Source organism: Streptomyces hilarionis (genome assembly GCF_024539675.1).
GTDB lineage: Bacteria > Actinomycetota > Actinomycetes > Streptomycetales > Streptomycetaceae > Streptomyces > Streptomyces hilarionis.
Genome location: NZ_JAHHIT010000001.1, coordinates 73,541 through 94,877 on the forward strand (window position 1 = coordinate 73,541; position 21,337 = coordinate 94,877).

Below are 21,337 nucleotides of genomic sequence, written 5' to 3' on the forward strand. Positions count from 1 at the left end.
CATCGCGGTGAGACCTTCGTCGATGTGGGGAAGGCCACGGAATGAACCGCTACCGAGTGCCGCTTTGTGTGCGCTGCTCGATCGCCTTGGCGATCTCGTCGGCCATCTCGCCCACATGGGCGGCGCGCAGGAACGTGAGGTGGTCTCCCGGTGTGAGCCGCGCATCGAGTTCGGTGACGAACGGCGACCAGCTGTCGGCGATCGACAGCGACCAGGGCGAGCTCTCCGCCTGGTAGAGCAGCACCGGGCAGGAGACCGCCGTCGGGCGGTAGCGCAGGAGCGCCCGGGTGTGGGCCTCCATCGTCCGCAGGTGGTCGAGGAGTTCAGCGCGGCGCAGGGCGAGCATGTCGGCCGGCAGATTGAGTTCCAGCATCAGCGCGGCGACGTCCTCGGACCGCTCCGGGGCGTCCTCTGCCGCGTCGGCCAGGCGCGCAAGCAGGTCGGTGGTGGCGGTGTGGTCGCGCTCGACCAGCTCCATCGATTCGCTGACGGGCAGGCAGGAGTCAAGACCGACGAGCAGGGCGACGCTGCCGCCCGACTCCTCGATGAGCCGGGTCACCTCGATGGCCAGGGCGCCGCCGAAGGAGTAGCCCGCCAACAGGTAGGGGCCTTCGGGCTGCAGGGTGCGGATGGCCTCCCAGTAGCCGCGGGCCATCGCGGCCACGTCGGTCTGGGGAGGGGCGCCGAACGCCACGCTGCGGGCCTCGATGCCGACCACGCGGACCGTCGGCGCCAGCGCCTCGGCCAGGTGGACGTAGCCGCTGACGTTGCCGCCGCCCTCGTGGAAGGCGAACAACGTCCGCGGCGCGGTGCCGCGGTTGAGCTCTACGGTGGACACGCGGGTGTCACCGTCCGCCGAGAGGGCGCCGACGGCCGCGAACTGCTGCTGCCCCGCGACGGGTTCGCCGGTCGCGCCGGGTGCGGTCTTCGACTTCGCGGCGCGCTTGGTCGTCGCGCCTGCCGCCAGGTCCGTGATCGTCGGGTTCTGGAAGAGCAGCCTCGGCGTGATCCTGACGCCGCCTCGCCGTGCCCGGGCGATGACCTGCATGCCGAGGAAGGAGTCGCCGCCGAGTTCGAAGAAGTTGTCGTCGGCGCCGACCCGGTCGACCTTCAGGACCTCGCGCCAGATGCCGGCCAGGAGTTCCTCCGTCGGCGTCGCGGGTGCCACGTACCGCGTGGCGACCTCGGCCCGCTCCGCGCCGGGGGCCGGGAGCGCCTTGCGGTCCACACCCTTGCCGTTGGCGATGACGGGCAGCGCGTCCAGGAACGTGAACACGGAAGGGATCATGAAGTCGGGCAGCCCTCGCGCGCACCACGCGCGCAGCTCCGAGACCGCTGGGCGGTCGCCGTTCGCGGCGATGCAGTAGGCCACGAGGCGTCGTGCACCCGGCTCGTCCTCGCGGAGCAGGACCACGGCCGCCGTGAGCCCGGGGTGGGCGCCGAGCGTCGACTCGATCTCGCCCAGCTCAATGCGGAAGCCACGGAGTTTGATCTGGTCGTCGATGCGGCCGATGAAGTCGATTCGTCCGTCGGGCAGCCAGCGCACCAGGTCTCCTGTGCGGTACATCCGCCCCGCCGCCCCTTCGGCCCTCGGGTCGCGGACGAACCGCTCGGCGGTCAGCTCGGGCCGGTTGAGGTAGCCGCGGGCGACTCCCTTGCCACCGATCCAGAGCTCGCCCGGGGCGCCGATGGGGGCAGGGCGGCCCGTGCCGTCGACCACCAGCACGTCGGTGTTGGCCACCGGCGTCCCGATCGGTACGACGACTTCAGGCCCGGTGAGCAGGCACGTGGTCATGTTGACGGTGGTCTCGGTCGGTCCGTAGATGTTGAACAGCGGCACGGACGTGCGCCGGAACCAGCGCTCCACCGAGGTCGCGAGGACTCGCTCGCCGCCCATGCTCATCAAACGCAGCCGCGGTCCGGGGCGGGCGCCCTCGTCCAGGTGCGGAATCAGCTCGTTCCAGACGAAGGGCGGCAGCTGGCAGACCGTGATGTCCCTGGTCCGCAGGGTCTCCAGGACCTCGACCGGGGTCCAGTCGTCGCCCCTGGGGACGAGGCGCGCGCCGGCGATCAGCGTCGGGAAGATCTCGCCGACGGATCCGTCGAAGGTCACCGAGGAGAACTGCAGATACGCGTCGTCCGGGGTGAGCCCGTACTGGCGGCGCATCTCCTGGACCCGGTCACTCATCGACCGGTGCTCGATCATGACGCCCTTGGGCCGGCCTGTGGAGCCGGACGTGTAGATCACGTACGCGAGGTCGTCGGGTCCGGCGAGCGGTTCGGGATCGGTCGCCGGGGCGGAGTCGAGCAGGGCCGTGTCGGCCTCGCGGTCCAGGCAGAAGACCTCCACGGTTGCGGGCAGCCGGGCGGACAGGTGCTGCTGGGTGACCACCACCGGCAGGGCCGTGTCCTCGATCATGAAGGCGAGACGCTCGGCCGGGTACTGCGTGTCCAGCGGCACATAGGCACCACCCGACTTCAGTATGCCGAGCAGCGCGACGATCATGTCGAGGCCGCGCTCCAGGCACAGGCCGACCATGGTCTCGGGCCGGATGCCCAGGGACCGCAGATGGTGGGCGAGTCGATTGGCCCGTTCGTTCAGTGCGCGGTACGTGAGGGTCTCGTCGCCGAACTCGACGGCGATGGCGTCGGGCCTCTCCCGCGCCTGGCGCTCGATGAGGGCGTGGACCGGCACGTCGTCGGCGTAGGGCAGTTCGGGCCCGTTCCAGGCGGCGAGCTGAGAGCGGTCCGCCGCGGTGAGCAGTTCGACGGAGCCGACCGTGCCCTCCGGGTCGCCGTCGACGATCCCTGCGAGCAGGTGCTCCAGGTGGCCCGCCAGGCGCCGAGCCGTGGCGTCGTCGATCATGCTGCGGTCATGAACGAGGTGCAGGTGGAGACGGCTGCCCTCGTGGGCGGCACCGAGGACGAGGGGGTATCCGGTCCGCTCGACGTACTGCAGGCGACGCCGGCTGAGCCCCTGCGGGAGGTCGTCGCCGCTCAGCAGCTTGGGGTAGTTCTCGAAGATGAGGATCGACCGGAAGAGGGCATCAGGACCGGGTATCGCGCTCCATCGCTGGATGTCGGCGAGGGAGCTGTACTCGTACTGGCGGAGCTCGACGTGCCCTTCCTGAAGGTTCCGCAGCCAGTCGACCACCCGGGCCTCGCCGGGCGCGGCGGCACGGACGGGCAGGGTGTTGATGAAAAGGCCCACCATCGACTCGACGCCGGGCAGGTCGGCGGGGCGGCCGGAGACCGTGGAGCCGTACAGGACGTCCTCGCTGCCGCTGTAGCGGGACAGCAGGAGCGTCCACACGCCTTGGACGATCGTGTTGACGGTGACCCGGTGGGACTTGGCGAACTCACCCATGCGGGCGGAGAGTTCGCCGTCCACCGTGAACTCCACGTCGCCGAAGCCGCTCTCGCCGGTCTCGCGGTCGACGCCCAGCGCCGTGGGCTCCGTGAGGCCGTCCAGGGTGCGGCGCCAGAACGCCTCGGCCTCGGAACGCGAGCGCTCCTCGATCCACTCGATGTAGCGGGAGTACGGGACGGGGTCGGGCAGCGCGAGGACGGTCCCGGAGAGGGCGGCCCGGTAGCGCGTGTAGAACTCCTGTTGGACGAGCTGGGCGCTCCAGCCGTCGAGCAGCAGGTGGTGGAAGGACCAGATCACGATGGTCCGGTCCGCGGCGGTCCGCGCGAGGGTGAACCGCATCAGCGGTGGTCGCGCCGGGTCGAAGCCGCGGCTCCGGTCGTCGGCGAGCAGCCGTTCCAGGCGCTCGCGTCGGACGTCGGCGTCGGTGTCGCGCCAGTCGACCTCGTCGAAGGGGATCTCGGCCCGCGCGTGGACCGTCTGGCGTGCGCCGCTCTCGCCGTCCATGGTGAAGGAGCTGCGCAGGATGGTGTGCCGGTCCACGACCTCCTGCCAGCCACGGCGGAAGCACGCGACGTCGAGCGGCCCGGTGAACTCGTCGACGAACTGCACGACGTAGGGGCGGACTTCGGCGGAGTCGGCGGTGCCGTCGGCTGTTTCGGCCAGCGACTGGAAGAGCATGCCGGCCTGCATCGGGCTCAGCCCGCACTCCCTGGGCCTGGCGTCCCCGGCGCCCCCGGCGGCGGCCCGCTCCCGCTGGGCCCGTACCAGGGTCCTGAGGGCGGCGGCCACGCCTTCGACGAGCTTCTCGGCGGTCTGCCGCTCGTGGATGTTCTTGCTGTACGCGACGCTCAGCGACATGCGGTCGCCCTGGACGCTCGCGGCGATGTCGATCAGATGGGCGCGCCGCCCGTCCGGGTCCACGGAACGGCCGTGGGGCTCGGCGGCGTCGGCCAGGCGGCCGAGGCCGGGGACGTCGCGGTCGAACTGGCCGAGGTAGTTGAAGCTGATCTCGGGTAGGGCCGCGTCGCGCAGCCTCCGTCGGGTCTCTTCCGTCCCCAGGTGGCGCAGGATTCCGTACCCGACGCCGTGGTGCGGCACCGCGGCCAGCTGCTCGCCGACGCTCGCCAGGCACTCCGCCGGCCCGCTGCCCGCCGGGAGGCTCAGTTCGACGGGGAAGATGCTGGTGAACCAGCCCACGGTGCGGGACAGGTCGACGTCGTCGAACAGGTCTTCGCGGCCGTGCCCCTCCATCGCGACGAGAGCGCTCGATCCGCCGGTCCACGCCTTGACCGCCTGGGCGACGGCGGTCAGCAGCACGTCGTTGATCCGGGCGCCGAAGGTGCGGGGCACGTCCCGCAGCAGGGCCGCGGTCTCCTCGCCGTCCAGGGCGATCGTCACGGCGTCGTACGAGGCGTTGGTGTTCTCTCCCGACCCGTCACGCGGGATCGGCGACGAGGTGCGCGGTCGCGTCCAGTGGCCGAGTTCGCCGGTCGCTGCGGGCGTGCTCGCGTAGTGCTGGAGCCGGGCGGACCACGCCTGGTACGACGTGGTCTTCAGGGGCAGCACGGGGCGCTCGCCCGCCGCCAGCGAGCGGTAGGCGTCAGCGAGGTCCTGCAACAGGATCCGCCAGGAGACGCCGTCGACCGCGAGGTGGTGGACGGCGAGCAGCAGGCGCTGGCCCCGCCCTGCACCGAGGTCGAACAGCGCCGCGCGCAGCAGCGGACCCGACGCAAGGTCCATGCCCTGCTGCACCTCGTCGGCGGCGGCTTCGACCCGCTCCCACACGTCGGCCTCGGACAGCGCGGACAGATCGTGGTGCGTCGTGCACGGCGCCGGCTCATCGGCGGTGTGGGTCTGGCGCCAGCCGTCGGCGCCGTGCTCGAAGCGGAGCCGCAGCGCGTCGTGGTGTTCCACGAGCAGAGCGAGGGCTTCGTCCAGGGTCGCGGCGTCGAGTCCCTTGGTCTCCAGGAGCCGGGACTGGTTGAACTGCGCCCTGTTCGGCATTTCCAGGCCGAAGAACCAGTGCTGGATGGGCGTCAGCGCCGCCTCTCCCTGCACGGGCCCCTGCTCGGCCCAGACCACGGCGCCCTCTTCGACGTGCCGGGCGATCTCGGCGACGGTCTGGTGCCGGAAGATCATGCGCGGCGTGAGGTGCAGCCCGTACCGCTTGACGCGGGAGATCACCTGGATCGCGAGGATCGAGTCGCCACCGAGACCGAAGAAGTTGTCCTGGACGCCGACCCGGTCGAGGCCGAGGACCTCGGCCCAGACACGGGCGATCGCCTCTTCCACGGGGGTGCTCGGAGCCACGTACTGCGCACCGAGGCTCGGGCGCGCGCCGTCGGGGGCGGGCAGTGCCTTGCGGTCCACCTTGCCGTTGCCGGTCAACGGCAGCACGTCGAGGAGCATGAAGGCGCTGGGCACCATGTGGCCGGGGAGCATGCGGCCGCACCACTCGCGCAGGTCCGCGACGCTGGGCTCCGCGACGCCCGCCGCCGGCACCGCGTAGGCCACGAGGCGGCGGTCACCGGGAGTGTCCTCGCGCAGGACGACGGCCACGGACTCCAGGTCGGGGTGGCGGACGAGCGCGGACTCCACCTCGCCCAGTTCGATGCGGAATCCGCGGACCTTGACCTGGTCGTCGATCCGTCCCAGATACTCCAGCTCACCGTCTGCCGACCTGCGCACCAGGTCACCCGAGCGGTACATCCGGCGGACCGTCCCGCCGACCTCCCGCTCCACGAACCGCTCCGCCGTCAGCTCCGCACGATTCAGATAACCACGGGCCACACCCGCACCCGAGACCCACAACTCCCCCGCCACACCCACCGGCACCACACGCCCCGCCGCGTCGAGGACATGCGTGCCCGTGTCGGCCAACGGCCGACCGATGGGCGACACCGCCGCATCGGCAGTGTCGGCGGGGGTGATCTCGCGAGCGGTCACATGCACCGTGGTCTCGGTGATCCCGTACATGTTCACCAGCCGCGGACCACTCCCGCCCACAGCCGCCCACCACCGCGCAAGACGCGCGGGCTGAAGAGCCTCGCCACCGAACACGACCAGCCGCAACGACAACTCGCGCGCGAGAGCCTGATCGACCTCCTGCTGCAACAGAGCGAACGCCGACGGCGTCTGGTTCAACACCGTCACCTTGCGCTCCACCAACAACCGGGCGAAGGCCACCGCGTCCCGCGACGTCTCCTGATCCACCACCACGAGGCGACCACCGTAGGTCAAAGCCCCCCAGATCTCCCACACCGAGAAGTCGAAAGCGAACGAGTGGAACAACGTCCACACATCCTCCGGACCGAACCCGAAGTCACCGTCCGTCCCCCGCAACCGGTTCACCACACTGCGATGCTCGACCAGCACACCCTTCGGCACACCCGTCGAACCCGACGTATAGATCACATACGCCAGATCATCCGGCCCCACCTCCACCGCCAAGTCGCTCGACGGCTCGCGGCCGATGGCCTCGCCGTCGCCGTCGACGCACACCGCGCTGAATCCGCTCTCGGGCAGCCGCTCCCGCAGCCCCGTGCGTGTCACCACGACCGCGGCCGCTGTGTCCTCGACCATGAACGCGAGTCGCGCGGAGGGGTAATCGGGGTCGAGTGGCACGTAGGCGCCACCCGCCTTCAACACGCCGAGCAGAGCGACCACCAGGTCGATCCCGCGCTCCAGGCACACCCCGACCAGAGAGCCGGCCGAGACCCCGCGCGCCGCCAGATGGTGCGCGAGCCGGTTCGCCCGCACGTTCAACTCACCGTACGAAAGCGACTCCTCACCCGCGATCAACGCCACCGCGTCCGGACACTCCCGCGCACGCTCCGCCACCAGATCGTGCAGCGTCGCCGCATCCGCGACACCCGCCCCGACACCGCCCCACTCCGCCGACAACGCACGCAACTCCGCCGCGCCCAGCATCTCCAACTCGCCCACCAAGGACGCCGGATCCTGGGCAAGGGAGGCGATGAGCTCCGCGAAGTGTCCGGTGAGACGCTCGATCTCGTCCCGCCGGAAGAGCCCCCGATCGTAGGCGATGTTCACCTTCAGCCGCTCGCTGTCGTACACGATGGCCGTGATCGGGTAGCCGGTGCGCTCCACGTCGAGGAGGGAGGTGCGGACGAGCCCGTCGGGCAGTTCGTCGTCACCCAGGCCGGGGAAGTTCTGGAAGACGAGCATCGACTGGAAGAGCTGCTCGCCCTTGGGGACCGCGCTCCACCTCTGCGCGTCGACCAGCGACGTGTACGCGTACTGCCGCAGCTCCACATGCTCGCCCTGAAGTGCACGCAGCCACTCCGCGACGGGCAGATCCGACCGCACCCGGGCACGCACCGGCAGCGTGTTGATGAACAGGCCGATCATGGACTCGGCCTCGGGGAGCCCGTCGTGGCGGCCGGACACGATCGATCCGTAGACGACCTCGTCGCAGCCGCTGTAGCGGGACAGAAGCAGCGCCCAGGCGCCCTGCACCACCGTGTTGACGGTCACCCGGTTGGCCCGTGCGAAGGCGCCGAGCCGGGCGGTGGCATCGGCGTCGAGCCGCAGTGCGACGTCGTCGAAGCCGCGCTCCGTGGTCGTGGCGCCGATACCGAGGTCCGTGGGCTCGGCGAAGCCGCCGAGGCGGCCGCGCCAGAACTCCTCGGCCCGCTCCCGCGACTGCGCCTCCAGCCACTCGATGAACCGGGCGTACGGGACGGGCTCCGCCAGTTCGACGGACGAACCGTCCAGCGACGCGCGGTAGAGCGCGAAGACCTCCCGCATGACCAGCTGGGCGCTCCAGCCGTCCAGGACCAGGTGGTGGAACGTCCACAGGACCGTCGCCCGCTCGTCCGCGCGCCGCACCACCGTCAGGCGCTGTAGCGGCGCGGACCCGAGGTCGAAGCCGCGCACCCGGTCCGCCTCGACGAGTTCGTCGAGCCGGCGCTCCTGCTCGCCTCCGGCCGTGGAACGCCAGTCGAGGACCTCGAAGGGCAGCTCCACTTTGCGCTGCACCACCTGCACCGGCTCGTCCAGGCCCTCCCACACGAACGCTGTCCGCAGCGCCGAGTGCCGGTCGACCACGGCCTGCCACGCCTCGCGCAGCCGCTCCAGGTCCAGCGGTCCGGTGAACTCGTCGAGGAACTGGACGGTGTAGGGGTGCACGTCCGACGCGTCGTACAGGCTGTGGAAGAGCATCCCGGACTGAAGCGGCGCGAGCCCGTACCGGGTCGGGGCGGGGCCCTTCGGGGCCTCCGGCTCCGCCGGCCCCTTCTGGTCGGCCTCCGGCGTCTCGTGCTCGGCGATCCCGGCGACGGTCTGGTGTTGGAAGATCATGCGGGGCGTGAGGTCGAGGCCGTGCCGCTTGGCGCGCGAGATGACCTGGACGCTGAGGATCGAGTCGCCGCCGAGTTCGAAGAAGTTGTCGTGGACGCCGACCCGGTCGACGCCGAGGACTTCGGCCCAGATTCCCGCGACGGTCTCTTCCACCGGGGTGCGCGGGGCCACGTACTCCCCGCCGAGGCTCGGGCGTGCGCCGCCGGGGGCGGGCAGTGCCTTGCGGTCCACTTTGCCGTTGCCGGTCAGCGGCAGCTCGTCCAGGACGACGAACGCGGCGGGCACCATGTGGTCGGGCAGGCTGCCCCGACATCGCTCGCGCAGCTCGGCGACGGTCGGGGCGGCTCCGGGGCTGAGCACGGCATAGCCGACGAGGCGCTGCTCGCCGGGGGTGTCCTCGCGCATCAGGACCGCGCACGCCGAGACGTCGGGATGCGCCGCCAACGCGGACTCGACTTCACCGAGTTCGATGCGGAATCCGCGGACCTTGACCTGGTCGTCGATCCGTCCCAGATACTCCAGCTCGCCGTCTGCCGACCTGCGCACCAGGTCACCCGAGCGGTACATCCGGCGGACCGTCCCGCCGACCTCCCGCTCCACGAACCGCTCCGCCGTCAGCTCCGCACGATTCAGATAACCACGGGTCACACCCGCACCCGAGACCCACAACTCCCCCGCCACACCCACCGGCACCACACGCCCCGCCGCGTCGAGGACATACGTGCCCGTGTCGGCCAACGGCCGACCGATGGGCGACACCGCCCCCTCGGCGGTGTCGGCGGGGGTGATCTCGCGAGCGGTCACATGCACCGTGGTCTCGGTGATCCCGTACATGTTCACCAGCCGCGGACCACTCCCGCCCACAACCGCCCACCACCGCGCAAGACGCGCGGGCTGAAGAGCCTCGCCACCGAACACGACCAGCCGCAACGACAACTCGCGCGCGAGAGCCTGATCGACCTCCTGCTGCAACAGAGCGAACGCCGACGGCGTCTGGTTCAACACCGTCACCTTCCGCTCCACCAACAACCGGGCGAAGGCCACCGCGTCCCGCGACGTCTCCTGATCCACCACCACGAGGCGACCACCGTAGGTCAAAGCCCCCCAGATCTCCCACACCGAGAAGTCGAAAGCGAACGAGTGGAACAACGTCCACACATCCTCCGGACCGAACCCGAAGTCACCGTCCGTCCCCCGCAACCGGTTCACCACACTGCGATGCTCGACCAGCACACCCTTCGGCACACCCGTCGAACCCGACGTATAGATCACATACGCCAGATCATCCGGCCCCACCTCCACCGCCAAGTCGCTCGACGGCTCCCCCGCGATCACGTCCTGGTCGGCATCGAGGCATACGGCGGCGAACCCGGCCGCGGGCAGCCGGTCCCGCAGCCCCGCTCGCGTCACCACGACCGCGGCCGCGGTGTCCTCCACCATGAACGCCAGCCGGTCCGCCGGATATTCGGGATCCAGCGGCACGTAGGCGCCGCCGGCCTTCAGCACGCCGAGCAGAGCGACCACCAGGTCGATCCCGCGCTCCAGGCACACCCCGACCAGAGAGCCGGCCGAGACCCCGCGCGCCGCCAGATGGTGCGCGAGCCGGTTCGCCCGCACGTTCAACTCACCGTACGAAAGCGACTCCTCACCCGCGATCAACGCCACCGCGTCCGGACACTCCCGCGCACGCTCCGCCACCAGATCGTGCAGCGTCGCCGCATCCGCGACACCCGCCCCGACGCCGCCCCACTCCTCCGCCAGCGCACGCAACTCTTCCGCGCCCAGCATCTCCAACTCGCCCACCAAGGCCGCCGGATCAGCCACCAAGGACGACAGGAGCGCGGCGAAGTGCCCGGTGAGACGCTCGATCTCCTCGTGCCGGAACAGGCCCTTGTCATAGGTGAACTCGGCAAGGAGCTGCTCATCGGTGTGGCCGACGGCGGCGGTGAGGGGGTAGCCCGTGCGGGCGATGCCTTTCTGGTGGTGCACGGCGAGGTTCGCCGGCAGGTCCGAGTCACCCAGGATCTTCGGGTAGTTCTCGAAGACGAGGATGGACTGGAAGAGCTGATCGCCCTTGGGGACCGCGCTCCACCCCTGCGCGTCGACCAGCGACGTGTACTCGAACTGCCGCACCTCAACATGCTCACGCTGGAGTTCGCGCAGCCACTCCGCCACCGGCAGATCCGACCGCACCCGGGCACGCACCGGCAGCGTGTTGATGAACAGGCCGACGATCGATTCCGCGTCTTCGAGCCCGGCGGGGCGCCCGGAGACGGTGGATCCGTACACGACCTCGTCGCTTCCGCCGTAGCGGGACAGGAGCAGCGCCCAGGCGCCCTGCACCACCGTGTTGACGGTCACCCGGTGGGCGCGGGCGAAATCGCCGATTCGGCCCGCCAGGTCGGCGCCGAGCTCCAGGTCGACGTCCCCGAAGCCGTTCGCGCCGGTCGCCCCGCCGATGCCCAGTGCCGTCGGCTCGGCGAATCCGCCCAGGTAGCGGCGCCAGAACTGCTCGGCCCGGTCCCGGGACTGCTTTCCGAGCCAGCCTATGTAGCGCGCGTAGGGTACGGGGTCGGGGAGGCGGGCCGCGGTGCCCTCCGTGGCGGCGCGGTAGAGGGTGAACACCTCCTTCTGCACCATCTGCGTGCTCCAGCCGTCGAGCAGCAGATGGTGGAAGGTCCACAGGACCGTCGCACGCTCGTCGGCGAAGCGGACCACCGTCAGGCGCAGCAGCGGCGCGGAGCCCAGGTCGAAGCCGCGGCCTCGGTCCTCGCGGAGCACGTCGTCGAGCCGACGCTCCTGTTCGTCGGCGGGCAGGGACCGCCAGTCGAGGACCTCGAAGGGCAGCTCCACTTTGCGCTGCACCACCTGCACCGGCTCGTCCAGGCCCTCCCACACGAACGCGGTCCGCAGCGCCGAGTGCCGGTCGACCACGGCCTGCCACGCCGCGCGCAGCCGCGTCACGTCCAGCGGTCCGGTGAACTCGTCGATGGACTGCGCGACATAGGGGTTCGCGTCCGACGCGTCGTACAGGACGTGGAACAACATCCCGGACTGAAGCGGCGTCAACTTGTAGATGTCTTCGACGTTGGTCATTTTGAGAACCTTTCAAGGACTGACGCCAGACCCGCTTCATCGAGTCCCGCGAGCGGGAAGCTGTCGGCCGAGACGGCGTTCCGGCCGGCGCCGGTGGTCTCGTCGAGCAGTTCCGTCACGCGGCTCCGCAGGCTTTGGGCAAGTGCTTCGATCGATCCCTCGGTGTATGTGTCGGTCGCGTAGGCGAGCTCGAAGGACAGCGACCCGTCGTCGAGCACGGCGGTGACATCCACGGGGTGGACGCGTACGCCGACCGGTGCAGCGAACTCGGCTTTCTGCCAAAGCAGTTGGACTTCTTCGCCCAGACCGGCGGGCGGCGGGGCGGTCGGCTGAGCCACGGTCAGCACCACAGTGGGCTGTTCGCCCCCGGGGTGCAGCAGGCAGCCGACGGTGCGGGTGAGATCCAGGCCGTCGATGGGGCGTTCACGGGCGCTCACGGCGAGCTCGACCCGCACCGGCCCCTCTCGCCAGTCGCGCACCGCCGACTTCAGTGCCTCCAGGGCGACTTCGGTGAGCCGGGTCCGCCGCTCCTCGTCGGACGTGCGCGCGGACGTCCCGTTCGGGGCCCACTCGGCGTGTGTGCGCACGCGGGCCGTCGGGGAGGGCGCTGTGGCCGTGCCGGCGAGGCGTGCCGACCAGGCCGTGAACGGCGCGCTCTTCAGGGGGAGCACGACGTCCTTGCCCGCCAGGCGCGCCTGGTGGGCGAGGTCCAGGTCCGTCAGCAGGATGGGCCACGACTCCTCGTCGACCGCGATCCGGTGGGCCACGAGGAAGAGGTGCCGGGCGCGGCGTTCGCCGATGTCGAAAACAGCGCCGCGCAGCAGCGCGCCCTCGGCCGGGTCGAGACCCGCCCTCAGGGTGTGACAGGCGGCCTCCATCGCGGCGCGTGCGGCCTCTTCCGTCCGGTCCGTCAGGTCGTGGTGGTCCAGGCGCGCGTCCGCTTCCGGGACGACGTGCAACTTCGGTGCGTCGCCGTCGCGTCCGACGCGCAGACGCAGCGCTTCGTGGTGGTCGATCACCGCGGTCAGTGCCTGACGCAGCGCTTCGACGTCGAGGTCCGGCGCGGCGATCAGCCGGGCGGTGGTGCCCGCAGCGCCGTGGTACACGGTGTCGTCCAGGAGGACCCTCTGGTGAGCGGTCGGCGTCACCGCCCCTGTCACCGAGGGCTCGGCGGTCCCGCCTTCGGGTGCCGCGTGCTCGGCCAGTTCCGCGACCGTGGGGTGACGGAACATCATCGGCGGGGTGATGTCCACGCCGAACCTCCGGGCGCGTGTGATCGCCTGGATGCTGAGGATGGAGTCGCCCCCGAGTTCGAAGAAGTTGTCGTTGGCGCCGATCCGGTCCACGCCGAGCACGTCGCTCCAGACGCGGGCCACCACCCGCTCCACGGGAGTGCGCGGGGCGACGTACGTCTCCCGCAGGTCGGGGCGCTCGCCCTCGGGCGCGGGCAGGGCCTTGCGGTCCACCTTCTTGTTGTCGGTCAGGGGCAGCCGGTCGAGGATGACGAAGGCGCTGGGCACCATGTACTCGGGCAGGCTCCGCGCGCACCACGCCCGCAGCGCGGACACGCCGGGCCGTTCCGCGCCGCGGCCCGTGACGCAGTAGGCGACGAGCCGCTTCGCCCCGGGCGTGTCCTCGCGCACGACGACCACCGCGGATTCCACGGCGTCATGGCGCGCGAGCACGGACTCGACCTCGCCGAGTTCGATGCGGTGGCCCCGCACCTTGACCTGGTGGTCGATGCGCCCGAGGTATTCGACGGTGCCGTCGGCCAGCCGGCGCACGAGGTCGCCGGTGCGGTACACGCGGGCCTGCGGGTCCGTCGAGAAGGGGTGCCGCACGAAGCGTTCGGCGGTGAGTTCGGGACGGTTCAGATAGCCGCGGGCCACGCCGGCCCCGCCGATCCACAGCTCGCCCGGCACGCCCACCGGGGCCAGGCGGGCGAACCGGTCCATCACGAACAGCTCCGTGTTGGCTATGGGTCCGCCGATGGTGACGGCGCGCGCTCCGGTCCCCACCTCGGCGGCGAGTGACCAGATGGTGGTCTCCGTCGGACCGTAGAGGTTGGTGACCCGGCGGGTGCGCCGCGTCAGCCGCTCGGCGAGGTCCAGGGGCAGCGCCTCACCGCCGGTCAGGACGTGCAGTTGCGCCGCTTCCTTCGGCAACTCGTCGACGAGCATCTGCCAGACCGACGGGGTCGCCTGCATGACCGTGACGCGCTGCTCGGCCAGGAGCGTGGCGAGCGCCCGCGGGTCACGGGCCTGGTCCCTGCTCGCGAGCACGACCCGGGCCCCGGTGACCAGGGGCACGTACAGCTCCAGGTTGGAGATGTCGAACATGATGGTCGTGACGGACAGCAGCCGGTCCTCGGATGTCAGGTTCAGCGTGTCACGCAGGCCGAGCAGCAGGTTGGTCAGGGCGCTGCGGGGCACCCCGACGCCCTTAGGCGTGCCCGTGGATCCCGAGGTGTAGATGACGTACGCGAGGTCGTCGCCGCACGCTTCGGACGGCAGGTCCGCCGCGCTCTCCCGCGCCACGGCCGCCGCATCCGCGGCGCCGTCCACGCTGACGACCGCGGCACCGCTGTCGGGCAGTCGTCCGCGCAGGCTCTCCTGGGTGAGCACGACCGGGGCCGCGGTGTCCGCCAGCATGAACGTCAGCCGGTCCTGGGGGTATTCGGGGTCCAGAGGGACGTAGGCGCCACCGGCCTTGAGCACGGCGAGCAGGCCGATGAGCATGTCGGGGCCACGTTCCAGGCAGACCCCGACGAGCGTGTCCGGGCCCACCCCCAGCCCTGAGAGACGGCGGGCGAGCCGGTTGGCCGCCGCGTTCAAGTCCTGGTAAGTGAGGGACTGTTCGCCCGCAGTGAGTGCCACCGCGTCCGGGCGCTCGCGCACGCGCTCCTCGAAGAGCGCCGGGACGCCGAGGTCCGCGGGGAACGGGAGTGTCGTGTCGTTCCACTGGACGAGGAGCTGCTCGCGTTCGGCGCCGGTCAGCAGCTCCAGTTCGCCGACACGCCGGTCCGGGCCGGCGACCGCGGTCGCGAGGAGCACTCCGAAGTGCCCCGCCATCCGCTCGATCGTCGCACGGTCGAAGAGGTCGGTGGAGTACTCCACGCGCGCCGCGATGCGGTCGCCGTGCTCCCTCACCGACATCATCAGATCCAGGGCGGAAGTGGCCGCCCGGAGCGGCAGCCGCTCGGCGTCCAGACCCGGGAACCGCCAGTGCTCGTCGAAGCCGTCCTGGGGGGCGAGCATCACCTGGAACAACGGGGTGCGCGAGAGGTCCCGTTCGGGGACCAGCTCCTCGACCAGACGTTCGAAGGGAACGTCCTGATGGCCGTAGGCGTCCAGGGCGCGGCCCCTGACCTGCCGCAGCAGCTCACGGACCGTCGGGTCGCCGCCGAGGTCGGCCCGCAGGACGAGGTTGTTGACGAAGAACCCGACCAGGCCCTCGGTCTCCGTCCTGATCCGCCCGGCGATCGGCACGCCCACAGCCACGTCGGACTGGCCCGAGTACGTGGACAGCAGCGCCTGGAAGAGGGCGAGCAGCACCATGAACAGCGTGCAGTCCTCGCGTCGCGCCAGCTCCCGCAGCCCCGCCGCCACGTCGCCGGGCACCTCGAACTCAAGGCTCGACCCGCGCCCCGAGCGCACCGGAGGCCGCGGCCGGTCCGTCGGCAGTTCCAACGGCTCGACTCCCGCCAACGCAGCACGCCAGTAGATCAGCTGGCGGTCGACAGCGGCTTCGCGCAGCACCTGACGCTGCCAGATTGCGAAGTCCGCGTACTGCACGGGCAGCGCCGCGAGGTCCGCGGGGCGCTCCGCGCGCTCGGCCGCGTACAGCTCCGGCAGCTCCTGCGCGATGAGCCGCATCGACCAGCCGTCGGACACGATGTGGTGCACCACGACCAGGAGCAGGTGCTCGTCCTCGGCGGCCCGCACCAGGGCCGCCCGCACCGGCGGCCCCGCCTGGAGGTCCATGGGCCGGAAGGCCTCGCGCCGCACCGCGTCCAGCGGGTCGTGTCCGCCGTCGAGCCGGGCCAGCGGGAAGTCCCGCGGGGTGTCCACGACTTGCCGCGGGTCGCCGTCCTGGCCCGCGACGAACCGTGTCCGAAGCGCCTCGTGCCGCTCGACGAGCCGTGCGAGGGCCCGCTCCAGGGCCACGTCGTCGACGGCGCCGCGCAGGCGGACGACGACGGGCAAGAGGTACTCGGCCGACCCGGCCTGCAACTGGTCGAGGAACCACAGGCGCTGCTGCCCGAAGGACAGGGGCAGTTCGGCGTCGGCGGCCCTGGGGATCAGGGGGACGCGGTCCGCGTCCTCGGCCCGGCCGCCCAGGTGTTCGGCGAGGCCCGCCACCGTCGGATGAGCGAAGAGATCACCTACCGGCACGTTCACCTGCATCGTGTGCGCAAGGCCGTTGACGACGCGCATCGCCAGAAGCGAGTGGCCGCCTAGGCGGAAGAAGTTGTCGTGCAGGCCGACCCGTTCCACTCCCAGCACGTCGGCCCAGACACGGGCCACCTGTTCCTCGGCCGGGGTGCGCGGGGCGGCGTAGCCCTGCGCGGGATCCGCCCGCTGGACCTCCGGTGGGGGCAGCGCCTTGCGGTCCACCTTCTTGTTCGCCGTCAGGGGCAGCCGGTCGAGGAGGACGAATGCGCCGGGCACCATGTACTCGGGCAGGGTCCGCGCGCACCACGCCCGCAGCCCGGACACGTCGAGGTCCCGGCCGTCCCTGGGTACGCAGTACGCGGTGAGGCGCTTGTCACCCGGCCCGTTCTCCCACGCGAGCACCACGCAGGACGCCATGTCCGCGTGCTCCATGAGGGCCGACTCGATCTCGCCGAGCTCGATGCGGATGCCGCGCACCTTGACCTGCTGGTCGATGCGGCCGAGGAAGTCCAGCGTGCCGTCGGGCAGCCACCGCACGAGGTCACCCGTGCGGTACATGCGGTCGCCGGACGCGCCGTAGGGGTCGGGCACGAAGCGCTCGTCGGTCAGCTCCTGGCGGCCCAGATAGCCGTGGGCGAGACCCACTCCCGCCGCGTACAACTCGCCCGCCACGCCTGGCGGCACGAGCCTTCGGTGCGCGTCGAGGACGTACAGACGCGTGTTGCCGACAGGCCGGCCGATGGGGGCGACGCCGGGCCACTGCGCGACGTCGGCGGGCAGCACGTGATCGGTGACGCCGTGCGTCTCGGTCGGCCCGTACCCGTTGTGCAGGGTGCACCAGGGGTGGCGGGCGTGGAAGGCGCGGGCCGAGTCGCCGAGCACATGGGTGTCGCCGCCCTGGGCGATGACGCGCAGCTCCGGCAGGACGGCGCCCGCGGCGTTGGCCGCCTTGTAGAACTCCTCCAGGACGAGGTTCGGGGCGTTGAGCTCGTGGATGCCGCGCCGCTCCAGCCAGCGCACTAGGCCGACCGGGTCGATGCGGACGTTTTCCGGCGCGACGACCAGGCACTTGCCGTACAGGAGTGCGCTGAGGATCTCGTAGGGGGCGATGTCGAAGCTGATCGTCGCGAACTGGGCGACCCTGCCGTGCGGTTCGCCGGGGGTGGCCGCGCGCAGCCAGGACGTGAGGTTCACCAGGCCCGAGCCGGGCATGACCACGCCCTTGGGGCGCCCGGTGGAGCCCGACGTGTACATCACGTAGAAGGGCGTGTCCTGGGTGACGGGCCCGAGCCGCTCGCCGTCCTGCGGGTCCGTGGCGGGGCACGCTTCGATGCCGGCCGCGCAGCCCGGGTCGTCCAGGGCGAGCCGGTGCGGCTCCGCGGGCAGCGCGCTCTCGACGGTGGTATGGGTGAGGACGCAGATGGGCCGGGCGTCCTCGATCATGTAGGCGATGCGGTCGGCCGGGTACTGGACGTCGATCGGCAGGTAGGCGGCGCCCGTCTTGGCCACGGCCAGGAGCGCCGCGACGAGGTCCACCGACTTGGGCAGGGCCAGCGCCACCACCTGTCCCGGACCCGCCCCGGCGGCGATGAGGCGGTGCGCGATCCTGTTGGCGCGCCCGTTGAGTTCGCCGTAACTGAGCCCGGTGTCCTCGTGGAGCACGGCCGGTGCGTCCGGGGTCGCGGCCGCCTGCTTCTCGAAGAGGGCGGGCACGCTGTCGGCGGGCAGCGGGTGACCGGTGTCGTTCCACTCCTCGAGGAGCTGGTGCCGGTCGGCGGCGCTGAGCATGTCGAGCGCGCTCAGCCGGGCGTCGGGGGCGTCGACCGCCCTGGCCAGCAGGTTTTGGAAGTGCCCCGCCATCCGCTCGGCCGTGGCCCGCTCGAAGAGGTCGGTGCTGTAGCTGAGCTGACCGTAGAAGGAGCCGGAGGACTCCTGGAGGACGAGGGTGAGGTCGAACTGGGCGCCGTCCATGCCTGTGCGGAGCGCCTCGCTGTGCAGACCGGGAAGGTCCCACACCTCGTCGGAGAGGTTCTGCGGCGTGAGCATCGCCTGGAAGAGCGGGGTGTGGCTCAGGTCGCGGTCGGGTGCGAGGTCCTCCACGAGCCGCTCGAAGGGGACGTCCTGGTGGGCGTAGGCGCCGTGCGCAGCCTCCCTTACCCGGCCGAGGAGCTCCTCGAAGGTGGGGTCGCCCGACAAGTCCACGCGAATCACGAGGGTGTTGACGAAGAAGCCCATCAGGTCTTCGGTCTCGGCCCGGTTGCGGCCCGCCGCGGGCACCCCGATCGCCACGTCGTCCTGTCCGCTGTACTTGGCAAGGTGCAGCTGGAACACCGCGAGGAACGCCATGAAGGGGGTCACGCCCGTACGGCGTGCCAGGCGCCGCAGGCCTTCGGACACCTCGGCGGGGACGTCGAACTCCACGCTGGCGCCGGCGCCCGTGCGCCGCGGCGGCCGCTGGCGGTCGGTGGGCAGCTCGAGAGGTTCGAGTCCCGCCAACCGGTCACGCCAGTAGTGCAGTTGACGTTCCAGGAATGGACCTCGGATCCTGTCTCGCTCCCAGACGGCGAAGTCCGCGTATTGGACGGCGAGTTCGGGCAGCGCGGGAGAGCGGCCCTCGACGGCCGCCGCGTAGAGCTCTCCGACCTCCTTGGCCAGGACGGAGGCCGACCAGTCGTCGGAGACGATGTGGTGCAGAACTACGAGCAGGAGGTGCACATCGTCCGTCTCGCGTACCAGGACCACGCGCAGCAGCGGGCCCTCCTCGGGGTCCAGCGGCCTGCCGGCCTCCTCGCGCGCCACCCTGAGCGCCTCGTCGGCCCCGGCCGCATCCCGCCGCTCGACGCTGAACTCAACCGTCGGCACGACCTGTTGACGCGGTTCGCCGTCGTCGCCGCGCACGATCCGGGTGCGCAGCACCTCATGACGCTCCAGCAGGGCGGTGAAGGCGGCGTCGAGTGCGGAGGCGTCCACGGCACCGCGCAGCCGCACGACCCGGTGGGTCAGGAGCTGTCCGCTGTCGGGTGTCAGCTGGTGCAGGAACCACAGGCGCTGCTGTCCGAACGAGAGGGGAGCGTCGCGCTCCCCCCGGCCGCGCGGCTCCAGGGCGCCGGCCACAGCATTCGGGAGCCCTTCCGCGCGCTCGGCCAGCGCGGCAACGGAGGGGCAGGCGAACAGATCTCCGACGGTGAGGTCGAGTCGCAGGTCCCTCGTGATGCGGTTGACCACGCGCATCACCAGCAGCGAGTGCCCGCCGAGGTCGAAGAAGTCGTCGTGGACGCCCACCCGGTCCACGGCCAGGGCGTCGGCCCAGATCCGGGCGAGCCGTTCCTCCGTGGGGGTGCGCGGTGCCACGTACGGCCCGTCGAACTCCGCGCGCAGGCCGCTGGGCCTGGGGAGGGCCGATCGGTCCACCTTGCCGTTGGCGGACAGCGGCAGCCGCTCCAGGACCACGAACGCGTTGGGCACCATGTGTTCGGGGAGCCGCTCGGCGACGTGCCTGCGCAGGGCCCCGCGCAGCTCGGCCTCGCCGCCGTCACGCCCGTGCCGGGAGACCGCGGCCGGCCCGTCGCAGACGACGTAGGAGACCAGACGCTTGTCGCCCGGCTGGTCCTCGCGCATCACGGTGACCGCCTGGGTCACCTCCGGGTGCGCCAGGACGGCGGCGTCGATCTCGCCGAGCTCGACCCGGAATCCGCGGATCTTCAGCTGGTGGTCCATCCGTCCGAGGAAGTCGATGTTGCCGTCCGGGAGCCATCGGACGAGGTCGCCGGTGCGGTAGACGCGGGCGTCCGGGTCGTCGGAGAACGGGTGGGGCACGAAGCGTTCGGCGGTGAGTTCGGGACGGTTGAGATAGCCGCGGGCGACGCCTGCCCCGCCGACCCACAGCTCGCCCGGGACGCCGACGGGGGCAGGACGTCCGTGCCCGTCCATCACGTACAGCTGAGTGTTCGCCATCGGTCGGCCGATGGGGAGCGTGCCGCGCTGCGCGGGCAGGCCCGGGTCCACCTCGTACAGGGTGGCTCCCACGGTCGTCTCTGTGGGCCCGTATTCGTTGAGGACGACGGTGTACGAGGCGCAGCGAGCGGCGGCCGACCTCGCGAGGTCCGCGGTGAACGGCTCGCCCGCCACGACCAGGGTGCCCACGTCGAGCTGGGCGTCGCTCCCCTCCAGCGCCTCCAGGAGCAGTTCAAGGTGGGAAGGGGTGAGTTTGACGGTGCTGAAGTGCTCGCCCCGGGCGAAGGCCGCGGCGAGCATGCCGACGCCGACCGGACCCGACTCCTCCATGACGACGACTGACTCTCCCTGGATGAGCGGCAGGAAGATCGAGGGGATCGGCAGATCGAAGGCGATGGACGACAGCAGTACGGATCCGTGGCCGCGTCCGGTTCGCGGGAACGCGGCGTCGGCGCTCATCAGGAAGTCCGCGAAGTTGCGGTGGCTGACACGGACGCCCTTGGGCGTTCCCGTCGATCCGGAGGTGTAGATCACGTACGCGAGATCGTCAGGACCTGTGCAGTGAGGCACATCGTCAGCGGGCAGCCCCGCTATGGCCGGCCCGTCGCTGTCCACCCACACGACTCCGGGCCCCGCCGAGGGCAGCCGATCGCGAAGGGCCTCCTGGCTGACGACGACCGACGCTCCGGTGTCCTCCAACAGGAACGCGATTCGCTCCGCAGGGTGGTCCGGGTCCAGCGGGACGTACGCGCCGCCCGACTTCAGGACTCCGAGCAGCGTCGGAATGAGTTCGACGCCTGGGCGAAGACAGACCGCCACCAGGCTGCCGGGACGCACACCCATGGTTCCGAGGTGCCGGGCCAGCCGGTTCGCCTGCGCATTCAGTTCCGCGTACGAGAGGGAGCGCTCGCCGGCGATCACGGCTGTCGCCTGGGGGAAGCGCGCCGCCTGCTGAGAGATCATCCGATGCGCCGACGCGTCAGCCGGGTGAGGCGTTTCGATGCCCTGCCCATCGGCCAGGATCTGCCGTCGTTCGGCTCGGGTCAGCAGGTCCAGAGTGCCGACGGGCGCCGTGGGGTCCGAGACGAAGGAAGCGAGCAAGGTACTGAAGTGGCCTGCCGCCCTGTCCGCGACCCGATCAAGGAGTCCGTGAGGTGCAGCCGCGAGGCGAACAGAGCAGCCGTCGGCGGCCAAGGACGCC

Annotated in this window: 2 protein-coding genes; both read right to left on the reverse strand. The window is 71.2% G+C overall.

From position 1 onward, the window contains the following. Positions 1–49 precede the first annotated feature (49 nt). Positions 50–11,788 (reverse strand): non-ribosomal peptide synthetase, encoded by an 11,739-nt coding sequence (locus tag KMS84_RS00245; protein WP_256913929.1) that lies wholly within the window; start codon positions 11,786–11,788, stop codon positions 50–52. Next, the gene (locus tag KMS84_RS00250; RefSeq protein WP_256913930.1) at positions 11,785–21,099 is read right to left on the reverse strand and encodes a non-ribosomal peptide synthetase; all 9,315 of its coding nucleotides are present in this window, start codon (positions 21,097–21,099) and stop codon (positions 11,785–11,787) included. The genes KMS84_RS00245 and KMS84_RS00250 overlap by 4 nt, the downstream gene beginning before the upstream one ends. Positions 21,100–21,337 lie beyond the last annotated feature (238 nt).

Coding starts and splice junctions, on each gene's coding strand:
- KMS84_RS00245 (WP_256913929.1), bottom strand. CDS start 11,788: ATGACCAACGTCGAAGACATCTACAAGTTGACGCCGCTTCAGTCCGGG.
- KMS84_RS00250 (WP_256913930.1), bottom strand. CDS start 21,099: ATGATCTCTCAGCAGGCGGCGCGCTTCCCCCAGGCGACAGCCGTGATC.